The following is an 11960-nucleotide window of genomic DNA, read 5'->3' as shown; positions in this document are numbered from 1 at the left end:
CTCACCATAAATGACCTTGCGCGCCCAGCCTTGCCCTGGGCAAAACCGCGTTTCAGACGCATTGCCGTTCAAAACAATTTCAAGAAACGACTTCACATGACCCCTTCCAAGTTCGACACTGCCAGCCCCCGCCTCGCCCATGGATCCATCGGCGACAAGGTGCGCGGCGCCTTCGCCGTCGGCAAGACCCGCTGGGGCATGCTTGCCCTGGTGTTCTTCGCCACCACCCTGAACTACATCGACCGTGCCGCCCTCGGCATCATGCAGCCCGTTCTCGCTAAGGACATGGGCTGGACGGCGATGGACTACGCCAACATCAACTTTTGGTTCCAAGTCGGCTATGCCATCGGCTTTGTGCTGCAGGGCCGGCTGATCGACAAAGTCGGGGTAAAACACGCCTTCTTCGGCGCCGTACTGCTGTGGAGCCTGGCCACCGGCGCCCATGGCCTGGCGACCTCGGCAGCGGGCTTTATGGTCTGCCGCTTCATTCTGGGCCTGACCGAGGCGGCTAACTACCCGGCGTGTGTAAAGACCACACGCCTGTGGTTCCCCGCCGGCGAGCGCGCCATTGCCACCGGCCTGTTCAACGCCGGCACCAACGTCGGCGCCATGGTCACCCCGGCGCTGCTGCCGCTGATTCTCGCCGCCTGGGGCTGGCAGGCCGCGTTCATCGCCATGGGTAGCCTTGGCCTGGTCTGGGTGGTGTTGTGGGGTTTGAAGTATTTCAACCCTGAGGCGCACCCGCACGTTCGCCAGAGCGAGCTGGACTATATCCAGCAAGACGTGGAGCCCGAAGCCAAACCGGTGCCGTTCAGCCGCATCCTGCGCCAGCGCGGCACCTGGGCCTTTGCCGTGGCCTACTCGATCACGGCGCCGGTGTTCTGGTTTTACCTGTACTGGCTGCCGCCGTTTCTCAACCAGCAGTACGACCTGGGCATCAGCGTCACTCAGATGGGCATCCCGTTGATCCTGATCTGGCTGACCGCAGACTTCGGCAGCATCGGCGGCGGCATTCTGTCGTCCTGGCTGATCGGCCGCGGCATGCGCGCCACCCGTGCCCGGTTGATCTCGATGCTGATCTTTGCCTGCACCATCGTCAGCGTGGTCTTCGCTGCCCACGCCAGTGGCCTGTGGGTCGCGGTGCTTGCCATCGCCGTGGCGGTCGGCGCGCACCAGGCCTGGACCGCGAACATCTGGAGCCTGGTCATGGACTACACGCCCAAGCATCTGGTGAGCACGGTGTTCGGCTTTGGCAGCATGTGCGCGGCCATCGGCGGCATGTTCATGACACAGATCGTCGGCAGCGTGCTGACGGTCACCCACAACAATTATGCGGTGCTGTTCACCATGATTCCGGTGATGTACTTCATTGCCCTGGTGTGGATGTACTTCATGGCGCCGCGTGGGATCGAGGCCGCGTAAAGGCCTTTCAGGTTTCCTCTATGGGGCTCTTCGGAGCCTCTTTTTTTGCCTGCAGACAGGCCATTGGACCTTTGCCCTAACTTGGACCGGCCTTGAGGTTTACTGTCATGCGCTGCTTTGCAGCCCTTGCCTGGCAAGCCAGCTTTCACAGAACAACACATACCGAATAGATTTAGCAGGGACCTGTGGGAGCGGGTTTACCCGCGAACACCGGCGAAGCCGGTGCCATACACCGCGGCGCCTGCATCGCCGGCAAGCCGGCTCCCACAGGAGTGGGGACTCGCTTTCGATCTTTGTTCTCTGCGCCGCACAGCGGCCCTTGAAGCTCAAACCCGCGCCAATACCGCCTTGGCTTTCTCCAGCGCCATCCGCGCACGCTGCTCGCCACTCACGCCCTGCTCCAGCAACTGCCGAGTCGGAATCTCCAGGCTCAACGGTACGGTGGCCGGCAAGCCACGCAACAGGCCGATCAAATCAGCATCGCCATCACCTGGGAAGCGCCGTTCGTTGCGGGCCTGGCGCAGGATCTCGTCCATGTCGTCCGGCACCGGGCCGGCCACGTCGCACAGCTGCGCATAGCGCATGCGCTGCGGTGCCAGGTGGGCCAGGTCGTCGAGTGAGGAAGCGGAGCGGTTGAAATGGAATGCGTCCACCAGAACGCAGCCGTTTGCCCGGTCAGCGTTGGCAACCACACGCATGGCCTGGCGCAGGTCGCGAGCGTCAGTCCAGGGCATGAACTCCAGGTGCGGATGGATACCATAGCCCGCCGCCAGGTCGCACAGTTCGGCAAAGCGCTCCGTGAGGCGTGCCTCGTCCGGGTCGTTACCGGCCACCAGCAGTTCGGTCCCGCCCAGCTCGGCACCCACCGCCAGAATGGCTTCGAAATCGGCAACACAGGTTTCAGGCTTGAGGCGGAGGATTTCCAGGTCGAGTACCTTGATGCCGGTCTCGCGCAGGCGCGCTTGGGTCTGTCGGCGCAGGTCAGCGTCGGCCGCCAGCGGGAAGTGCTGCTCCTCTGCGGTAGCCGGCACCAAACGCAGGCCCACGTGGCTGTAGCCGGCACGGGCAGCGGCCTCCACCATGGCTGGCGGCGAAAGCTCGAGCACCGTCAGCGCGGCAAGGGAAAAGATACGGTCAGTCATGTTCGTTACCTGAAGGCAATTAAAGGTGTGAAGGGGGCTCGCGTCAGGCGATCGTCTCGGGGGCGCAGGCCCGGCCGCTTTCGGCTGCCTGGCGGATCGCCTCGACCAGGGCCAGCGTGCGACCGCCGTCTGCAGCGTCGGTCAAGGGGGCCTCTTCACCGCGGGCGACGCGAATGAAGTGCTGCAATTGCAAGGTCAACGCTTCACCTGCTGGCTTTTCGGCGCCACTTTGCAGCAAGGGTGTGTGCCAGCCGGAGCCTGCTTCGCCGTACTGCCAGTGCTTAAGCTGCGGAATGCTCAGTGCGCCGTGGCTGCCGGCCAGCAGGTAGCAGGGCTGGCCACCCTGACGCGGGTAGATCGGGCTCTCGCCGGACGTCAGCTCCCAGCTCCAAGGGGCAGCTACCGCGTCCGAACCTGTCAGGCTGCCCAGCGCCCCGTTGGCGAACTGCAGCAGCACGGCGGCGCTGTCTTCGTTGGCATACCCACGCACATCGTTGCGGGTGAACGCCTGCACCTGCACGACCTCGCCGCACAGGTAGCGCAGCAGGTCGAGGTCGTGGATCAGGTTGGTCAGCAAAAAACCGGCGCCCGGCTCGCGGCGCCAGGGGGTGTCGAAGTAGCTGTCGGGCTTCTGCAACTGCCACAGCGCAGTGACATTGATCAGCCTGCCCAGCGCACCCTCGGCGATCAGGCCGCGCGCGCTGGCGATTAGCGGGTTGTGCCGACGATGGTGGCCGACCAGCACTGGCACACCACAGCGCTTGGACGCTTCGACCAACGCACGGACTTCGTCCAGGTGCACGCCCACAGGCTTTTCCACTAACACTGGCACGCCGGCTTCAATGCAATCGAGCGCGGTGGCCACGTGCAGGTTGTTGGGGTTGGCGACGATCACGGCCTCAGGTTTGACACTGGCCAGCATCTGCCGGTGATCGGCGTAATAGGCCACCCCGCATTCGGCGGCGAAAGCCTCAGCCTGCGGGCCGGGGTCTGCCACCGCGCACAATTGCGCTTGCGGCAACTGGCGCAGGTGCTGGTAGTGCTGGCGACCCATGATACCGGCGCCAATCAGGGCGATACGAAGCGGTGCATTCAACGGACTGTCCTCTTGTCATTGTTGTCGGGCATAAATTACGGAACAGCGTTCCAGAATTCATACTCGACAATTTAGAACTCGGGTCCGCTTTACAGAAGCGCCGCCTGCACAGACTGTGCGGTTATCGACCACTAATGAACAGGCAGCGCTTCAGGCAAACAGTTCACTGGCCTGGCTGGCCGACGAGAGTTCGCCCACTGCGGCCAACAAGAGCGCCGCCAGTTCAGGTAGGCGCGCTTGGGAAAGCCGGGCACTGGGGCCGGCGATGCTCAGCACCCCGATCACTTCGTCAGTGCGCGGACGCCGCACCACGGCGGCCAACGCCGACGTGCCCACCGCCGAGGTCTGCTCGACCCAGGCATAGCCACGCTCGCGTGCGCGCTGTAGGTAGCTCAACAGTTCATCCGTGGAGCGCGGCGCATTCGGGCCGAACTGTGCCGGGTCGGCGATGCCTTGGCGCAAGACCATCTGCAGCGCCTCGTCGTCGCTCAGGCTGGCCAGCCAGGCATGACCGGAGGCGGTGTAGAACAGCGGGGCATCGCGGCCCATGTCGGGGTCGTAGCGCAAGCCGGAGCGCGCGCCCTGGGACTTGGCGATCCAGGTCTGGCGGCTGCCTTCGATCACGCCCAGGCGCACCAGCTCGCCGCTGTCCTGGGCTAGGCGGTCAAGAATCGGCTGAATGATGTCGGCGCCACTGCTGGACAGGTAGCGAAAGCCCATCGCCACCAGCTTGGCAGACAGCTGATAGCGGCTGTTGTCGCGGTTCTGCCGCACGTAGCCCAGGCGGATCAGCTCGGCCAGCATGCGGTGGGTGGCGCTCTTGGGGATATCCAGGCGCTCGGCCAACGTCTGCAGGGCAAGGCCCTCAGGCTCGCCGGTCAGGCTTTCTACAAGACTGAAGGCACGTTCGATCTGACTACCAGCCATGGCTAAGGTCCCTGAAAAATGGATGAATTCTGGAAGATGATTCCACAGCCACTGCCATCGGCGCAGCAGGCGGGCGTTGAAGTGTCCGGTTATCGACCAGTTATGCACGTCCTCACTTGCATCTGGCACCGTCTCACATGAAGAATATGGAATCACGTTCCAATAATAATACTGGAGACCCTGCGATGCCTACCGACACCTTGCAAGCCGAATACGACGTTCTGGTCATTGGCTCAGGCGCAGCCGGCCTGGCCGCAGCGGTAACGGCAGCCTGGCATGGGCAGCGCGTGATGCTGGTAGAGAAGGCGCCGGTGTTCGGCGGTGCCACAGCCTGGTCCGGCGGCTGGGCCTGGGTTCCACGCAACCCGCTGGCCCGCCGCGCCGGCATCGTTGAAGACATCGAACAGCCCCGCACCTACCTGCGTAACGAATTGGGCACGCATTACGATGCTGAACGGGTTGATGCCTTCCTCGAGGCCTGCCCACACATGGTCGCCTTTTTCGAGAAACACACTGCGCTGCAGTTTGTCGACGGCAACGCCATCCCCGACATGCATGGCGACACACCCGGCGCCGCCACCGGTGGGCACCAAGTGATCGCCGCGCCCTATGATGCCCGCGAGGTCGGCGCGCTGTTGCCCCGCCTGCGCAAGACCCTGCGCGAGACCTCGTTCATGGGCATGCCGATCATGGCCGGCCCTGACCTGGCCGCCTTCCTCAACATGACCCGCTCGCCACGTGCCTTTTTGCATGTGTGCAAGCGCTTTGGCCGCCACCTGTACCACCTCGCCCGCCATGGCCGGGCCATGCATCTGGTGAACGGCGTGGCCCTGGTCGCACGCCTGGCCAAGTCGGCCGAAGACCTTGGTGTACGGCTGCTGGAGTCCGCCCCGGCCAAGCGCCTGCTGATTGAGCACGGCCAGGTGCGCGGCGCCGTGATAGGTACACCGCAGGGTGACCTTACCGTCCGCGCGAAAGCCGTGGTGCTTGCCGCCGGGGGCTTCCCCAACGACAGTGCGCGGCGCCGGCAGCTGTTTGCGCGTGATGCCAGTGGCCATGACAACCTCGCCCTGCCCCCGCAGTCCTGCTCGGGCGATGGCCTGCGCCTTGGCGAGTCGGCAGGCGGTGTGGTGGCTACCGACCTGAAATCTGCAGTGGCCTGGGCACCGGTCTCCAAAGTGCCGCACCGCGACGGCAGCGTCGGCCACTTCCCGCACATCATCGAACGCGGCAAGCCCGGCGTTATTGGCGTGTTGGCCAGCGGTAGGCGCTTCGTCAACGAAGCGCACGGCTACTACGACTATGTGTCAGCCATGCTCGAGGCCGTGCCGCCGGGCGAGGAAGCCTGCTCGTGGCTGATCTGCGACCACCGCTTCCTGCGGCGTTACGGCCTCGGTCACGCCCGACCTGCGCCGTTGCCGGTATGGCCGCACCTGCGCAGTGGCTACCTCAAGCGCGGTGCCAGCATCGAACAGTTGGCCCGCGCCTGCGGCATCGACCCTGTCGGCTTGAGTGCCACCGTCGCGGAGTACAACAGCCACGCGCGCCATGGCCAAGACCCGGCTTTCGGCCGCGGCTCCACGCCGTTCAACCGCAAGCAGGGTGACCCGGCGTACAGCGGGCCGAACCCATGCGTGGCGCCGATCGAACAAGGGCCGTTCTATGCTGTGAAGGTTCAACCCGGTTGCTTTGGCACCTTCGCCGGCTTGCGCACCGATGGCCATGCGCGGGTACTGGATGAGCAAGGCCAGCCGATTGGCGGGCTTTATGCCGCCGGTACAGACATGGCCAGTGTGTTTGGCGGCTGGTACCCCTCAGGCGGCATCAACCTGGGCCCGGCGCTGACGTTCGGTTACGTGGCCGGGCGGCATATTGCCGGGGCGCAGGCACCGGAATAAGGCCACCGTTTGGCGGTCACCGGGTAAAAACTGTACAAAAAAATCATCCTGTATAGCTTTGCGGCGAAAGCTAAACTATACCTGTACAAGAAAACTTTTTTGTACAGGAAAGTGCATGCACAGCTACCTGCAAACCTTCGCCGAACGCTTTGCCAGCCTCGATGCGCACACCCTCGACATGCTCGGTGACCTGTACAGCGAGGACGTGACCTTCCGCGACCCCCTGCACCAGCTCAACGGCTTGCCTGCGCTGAGGGGGTACTTCGCGCAGCTGTACGCGAACGTGCAGGAGGTTCGCTACACCTTCGAGGGTTACGACGAAGTGCAGCCGGGCCACGGGTACCTGCGCTGGACCTTGCATTTTCGCCACCCTCGCTTGGGCAATGGCGCGCTGATCAGCCTGCAAGGCTGCAGCCACCTGCGTTGGCACGAGCGGGTTCACTTTCATCAGGATTACTTTGACGCCGGTGCGCTGCTTTACGAGCACGTCCCGATCATGGGCAGCGCGGTCCGCTGGCTCAAAGGGAGGCTGGCATGAGCCGCTGCTGGGTGACCGGTGCCAGCAGTGGCATCGGCGCGGCGCTGGCCCTGCGCTTGCTGGAGCAGGGGCACCAGGTGGCCTTGGGTGGCCGTCAGGCCGAGCGCCTGGCACCTTTAGCGTCGCGGTTTGCGCAGCAGGCCATGCTGGCCATCGGCGATAACGACGAACCGGGCCAGGTCGCCAAGGTCGCCGAGCAGATCGAGCATGCCTGGGGTGCACTCGACCTGGTGATCCTCAACGCGGGCACCTGCGAATACCTGGAACCAGGGCAATTCGACCCGGCGCTGGTCGAACGGGTGATGCGCACCAACCTGATCGGCACCAGCCACTGCCTTGCCGCTGCCCTGCCCTTGCTGCGCCGTGGCCAGCGCCCGCACCTGGTGGTGGTGGGCAGCTCGGTGAGCTGGCTGGCCCTACCCCGTGCCGGCGCCTATGGCGCGTCCAAGGCGGCCCTGCGTTACCTGGTGGAGTCGCTGCGCATCGACCTGGTCCGCGAGGGCATTGATGTCACCCTCGTCAGCCCTGGCTTCGTCGACACGCCCTTGACCCAGCGCAACGACTTCCCCATGCCACAGCGCTGGAGCGCCGAGCGCGCCGCCGGGCACATCGTCGCGCGCTTGGCCAAACGCCCGCTGGAAATCAACTTCCCCGGCGCTTTCACCTGGGTGTTGCGCCTGCTCGGCGCATTGCCGGTGCGCTGGCGTCTGCAGCTAGGCCAACGCCTGGCACGAAACCCACGGGAATAGCACGCCATGCGCATCGCAATCATCGGCAGCGGTATCGCTGGCCTCACCTGTGCCCACTTGCTCTCACGCCAGCATGCGCTGACGGTGTTCGAGGCGGCTGACTGGGTGGGTGGCCACACCCACACCGTCGACGTGAACTGGGGCGGCCAGCAGTATGCGCTGGACACCGGGTTCATCGTCTTCAACGACTGGACTTACCCGCATTTCATTCGCCTGCTCGAACACCTGGGGGTGGCTTCGCGGCCGACCCAGATGAGCTTTGCGGTGCATGACCCCGCCAGTGGCCTGGAGTACAACGGCCATGACCTAGACACCTTGTTCGCCCAACGGCGCAACCTGTTGTCACCTGGGTTCTGGGGCATGCTGCGCGACATCCTGCGCTTCAATCGCCAAGCCCTGGCCGACCTGGACAACCGGCGCATCGAAGAGGACACCACGCTGGGCAGCTACCTGCGCACACACGGCTATGGGCGGCGCTTCATCAACCACTACATCGTGCCCATGGGCTCGGCGATCTGGTCGATGTCACGCGCCGACATGCTGGGCTTTCCGTTGCAGTTTTTCGTGCGCTTTTGCCGCAACCACGGTTTGCTGTCGGTCAACCAGCGCCCGCAATGGCGGGTGATCGAAGGTGGCTCGCGCAGCTACGTGGCACCGTTGTGCCAGCCTTTTGCCGAGCGTATCCGGCGCAACTGCCCCGTGGCCCGGGTGACCCGTGACCCCGACGGCGTGACTGTGATCAGCGCTGCCGGTACCGAGCGCTTCGACAAGGTGGTGTTCGCCTGCCACAGCGACCAGGCCCTGGCCCTGCTGGCAACGCCCAGTGCAGACGAGCGCGCGGTGCTGGGTACCCTCACCTACGCCAGCAACGATGTGGTGCTGCACACCGACACTCGCCTGCTACCGCGTCGGCGCAAAGCCTGGGCCAGCTGGAACTATCGGCTGGGCGGCGCCGAGCAGGCACCTGCGGCACTCACCTACAACATGAACATCCTGCAGGGCATCGACGCCCCGGTCACCTTCTGCGTGAGCCTCAACCAGACGGCGCAAATCGACCCAGCCCAGGTGCTCGCCCGCTTCAGCTACAGCCACCCGCAGTACAGCCTTGCGGCCTTGGCTGCGCAGGCCCGCCAAGGCGAATTGCAGGGCCGCCAGCACAGCTACTACTGCGGTGCCTACTGGGGCAACGGCTTCCATGAAGACGGCGTGCTCAGCGCGTTGAAAGTGGCAGAATACTTCGGAGAGCGCTTGTGAACAGCAGCCTGTGTCATGGCTGGGTCAGCCATCGGCGGCTGACCCCGCGGCACCATGCATTCCGCTACCGGGTCGGCATGTTCTACCTGGACCTGGACGAGCAAACACACTGGCGCGGCCTGTCGCGCTGGCTCGCGCGCTCGCGGCTGGCGCCCTTGTGCTGGCGGGAAACCGACTACCTGCCCGCACTGACCGCGCGCGGCATACCGTTGGCCCATGCCGCCCGCCAGCTGGTCGGCCAAGCAACCGGGCACGCACCCCAAGGCGCGGTGCACCTGCTCACGCAACTGCGCTGCTGGGGGCTGTCGTTCAACCCGGTGAGCGTCTACTTCTGCCATGACCGCGACGGCCACCTGGTGGCGATACTGCTGGAGGTCCGCAATACCCCCTGGCGGCAACGCCACCACTACGTGCTGCCGGTGCAAGACGGCCAACCCGACGCATTTAGCCTGGCCAAGGCGTTTCATGTATCGCCGTTCATGCCGCTGGACATGGACTACCGCCTGCGCTTCGTGCTCGACGGCCAGCGCGTGCACGTGCACATGGCGAACTGGCGCGAGGGGCACAAGGTATTCGAGGCCCACCTGGCCCTGCGCCGCGAACCGCTGGACCGGCCCGCCTTGCACCGCTACATCCTGAGCTTCCCGTGGATGAGCCTGCGCACAGTGTCTGCCATCTACTGGCAGGCCCTGCGCCTACTGCTCAAGCGCACCCCCGTCTATAACCACACCGCCAGCCAGGGCGACCTGAGCCTTGGCCACGCCTCTAAGGAACCTGATCATGTCCGACCCCACACTGAGCGTTAGCAAGTCGGCCGGCCTGACGCCGGTGCTTGGCAGCCTGGCCCGGATGGCCGTGCTGGCGCAATTGCGGCGCTTGAGCCACGGCTGCCTGCGTTTGATCTGCAATGACCAGCACTGGAACTTCGGTGACGCCGGCAGTGCGCTGTATGCCGAAGTCGAGATCGTCGATGACGCCGCCTGGAGCCTGATCGCCGGCAACGGTTCGATCGGTGCTGGGGAGGCTTATATCCATGGCTACTGGCGCACCCCCGACCTGGCGGCGGTAACCCGCCTGTTCGTGGCCAACCTGGACGTGCTGGACGCCCTCGAAGGCGGCTTGGCGCGCTTCGGCCGCCCGGCCCTGCGCCTGCTGCATCGCCTTAACCGCAACAGCCGGCGCGGTGCGCGGCGCAACATCCTGGCCCACTACGACCTGGGCAATGCGCTGTTCGAGCGGCTGCTCGACCCTACCCTGATGTATTCTGCGGCACAGTTCGACAGCCCCGAGCAGACCTTGGAGCAGGCCCAATTGAACAAGCTGGAGCGCATCTGCCAGAAGCTTGAGCTCAAGCCCCACGAGCACCTGCTGGAAATTGGCAGCGGCTGGGGCAGCCTGGCCATCCATGCCGCTACCCGCTTCGGCTGCCGGGTGACCACCACGACGCTTTCCGAGGCGCAGTACGCGCACACGCTGCAACGTGTGCAGGCGGCAGGCCTGGAGCAACGCATCACGGTGCTGCGGGAAGACTACCGCGACTTGCAAGGGCGCTTCGACAAACTGGTGTCGATCGAAATGATCGAAGCCGTCGGCCATCGTTACCTGCCCCTGTACTTTCGCCAATGCGCCACGCTGCTCAAGGACGACGGCCTGATGCTGTTGCAGGCCATCACCATTCGTGACCAGCGCTACGAAAAGGCCCGGCGTTCGGTGGACTTCATCCAGCGCTACATCTTCCCCGGCGGCGCCCTGCCCTCGCTTAGCGTGTTGCTCGACGTCGCCAGCCGCCAAACGGCGCTGAACCTGGTACACCTGGAGGACTTCGGCACCGACTATGCACGCACCCTGCGCCATTGGCGCGACAACCTGCGCCATGCGCGCAACGCGTTGATGGAGTTGGGCTACGACGAAACCTTCCAGCGCCTGTGGGAGTTCTACCTGTGTTATTGCCAGGGCGGTTTCGAAGAGCGCGCCATTGGCGTGGCACAGCTGCTATGGGCCGCCCCCCAGGCCCGCCGCGCGCCCCTGCCAGGCGCCTGACCAGGCAGGCAAAGGCTGCACACTTCCCGGTAGGAGCAGCCTTGCGCTGCGAAGAGGCTAGTGAACATTGCGAAGATCAACGGTGCTGTCGCCGGCCTCTTCGCAGCACAAGGCTGCTCCTACAAAGGGCGGGTCATGTGATCACTGCGGTACCGGCATCGCCAGGGTGATGCAGAAGGTAGTACCCGCCTGCTCTGTCGATGTGACCGAAACTTCACCTGCATGCGCCTGGGCTATCTGCCTGACAATAAACAGCCCCAGCCCGATGCTGCCGGCCTTTGCAGCCCGTTGCTGGCCGCGTACCAGCGGCTCGAACAGGCGCCCAAGCAGCTCGGAAGGAATGGGTACGCCCCAATTGTGTACGCTGACCGTGGCTGCACGCCCGTAGCTGCGAGATGTCACCTGAATGGGCGCACCGCGCTCGCCATAAGCGACGGCATTGGCGACCAGGTTGCCGACGGCTTGATGAAGGCGGTCTTTGTCGAACAGGGCGCTGCGCTCGCCTAGGTGCAGGTGAATCAAGGGGTAATCGGGGCAGGTCAAGCGCAGTTCTTCCACGCACCGCGCAACGGCCTCTGACAGGTCGCACAACACAGGATGCAGGGCGATGCCTCGCCCTTCCTGCAACAACGTGTAGTCCAGTAGGTCCGCCACCAAGCGCTGAGCCCGCGCCACAGAATCGCTGATGGTGCCCAGCAGCCTGAGCGTATCGTCGCAATGCTGACGACGCGACAACAACTCTGCAGCCATGCTCACTGCCTGCAGCGGCGTCCGCAGGTCATGGCAGACCATGCCCAGCATCTGCTGGGGCGACACGGTCGGCTTGTACAGGGGCGCCGGTACCGGTGGCATAAAGGCGAGGGAAAGCACGGGGGCAAACTCCTATGGCGGAAC

11 protein-coding genes are annotated in these 11960 nt (G+C 64.7%); 7 read left to right on the top strand and 4 right to left on the bottom strand.

Features of this window, described 5'->3' with window-relative positions:
- The first annotated feature begins 96 nt into the window (after positions 1-96).
- Positions 97-1422, top strand: a complete 1326-nt coding sequence (locus HU750_RS14055; protein ID WP_186680567.1) for an MFS transporter — start codon at positions 97-99, stop codon at positions 1420-1422.
- Between the two features lie 326 nt (positions 1423-1748).
- Here HU750_RS14055 and HU750_RS14050 read toward each other — a convergent pair whose 3' ends face one another.
- From HU750_RS14050 to HU750_RS14040, 3 genes are all read right to left on the bottom strand, one after another.
- Positions 1749-2564 (bottom strand): sugar phosphate isomerase/epimerase family protein, encoded by an 816-nt coding sequence (locus HU750_RS14050; protein ID WP_186680564.1) that lies wholly within the window; start codon positions 2562-2564, stop codon positions 1749-1751.
- A gap of 43 nt (positions 2565-2607) precedes the next feature.
- A complete protein-coding gene (locus HU750_RS14045; protein ID WP_186680561.1) occupies positions 2608-3660 on the bottom strand; it encodes a Gfo/Idh/MocA family protein in 1053 nt (350 codons plus the stop codon).
- A gap of 150 nt (positions 3661-3810) precedes the next feature.
- Positions 3811-4587, bottom strand: coding sequence for an IclR family transcriptional regulator (locus HU750_RS14040; RefSeq protein ID WP_186680558.1), 777 nt, complete (start codon positions 4585-4587; stop codon positions 3811-3813).
- Positions 4588-4772: 185 nt separating this feature from the next.
- On the opposite strand from HU750_RS14040, the gene HU750_RS14035 reads away from it, so the two are divergent.
- From HU750_RS14035 to HU750_RS14010, 6 genes are all read left to right on the top strand, one after another.
- On the top strand, positions 4773-6485 hold the full coding sequence (locus tag HU750_RS14035; protein WP_186680556.1) for an FAD-dependent oxidoreductase: 1713 nt from the start codon (positions 4773-4775) through the stop codon (positions 6483-6485).
- Positions 6486-6600: 115 nt separating this feature from the next.
- The gene (locus tag HU750_RS14030) at positions 6601-7023 is read left to right on the top strand and encodes a nuclear transport factor 2 family protein (RefSeq protein ID WP_085273153.1); all 423 of its coding nucleotides are present in this window, start codon (positions 6601-6603) and stop codon (positions 7021-7023) included.
- Positions 7020-7772, top strand: coding sequence for an SDR family NAD(P)-dependent oxidoreductase (locus tag HU750_RS14025; protein ID WP_186680554.1), 753 nt, complete (start codon positions 7020-7022; stop codon positions 7770-7772). Before HU750_RS14030 ends, HU750_RS14025 begins: the two co-directional genes overlap by 4 nt.
- Before the next feature lie 6 nt (positions 7773-7778).
- A complete protein-coding gene (locus HU750_RS14020) occupies positions 7779-9026 on the top strand; it encodes an NAD(P)/FAD-dependent oxidoreductase (protein ID WP_099454548.1) in 1248 nt (415 codons plus the stop codon).
- Positions 9023-9832, top strand: a complete 810-nt coding sequence (locus HU750_RS14015) for a DUF1365 family protein (protein WP_186680552.1) — start codon at positions 9023-9025, stop codon at positions 9830-9832. Before HU750_RS14020 ends, HU750_RS14015 begins: the two co-directional genes overlap by 4 nt.
- A complete protein-coding gene (locus HU750_RS14010; RefSeq protein ID WP_186680550.1) occupies positions 9807-11066 on the top strand; it encodes an SAM-dependent methyltransferase in 1260 nt (419 codons plus the stop codon). The genes HU750_RS14015 and HU750_RS14010 overlap by 26 nt, the downstream gene beginning before the upstream one ends.
- 141 nt (positions 11067-11207) lie before the next feature.
- Here the strand turns inward: HU750_RS14010 and HU750_RS14005 are convergent, their stop codons facing one another.
- Positions 11208-11936 (bottom strand): sensor histidine kinase, encoded by a 729-nt coding sequence (locus HU750_RS14005; protein ID WP_339549045.1) that lies wholly within the window; start codon positions 11934-11936, stop codon positions 11208-11210.
- Between the last annotated feature and the right edge of the window lie 24 nt (positions 11937-11960).

This window comes from Pseudomonas sp. SWRI50, from assembly GCF_014269095.1.
In the GTDB taxonomy this organism is placed as follows: domain Bacteria; phylum Pseudomonadota; class Gammaproteobacteria; order Pseudomonadales; family Pseudomonadaceae; genus Aquipseudomonas; species Aquipseudomonas kermanshahensis.
This window is presented reverse-complemented; position numbering and strand designations above follow the sequence as displayed.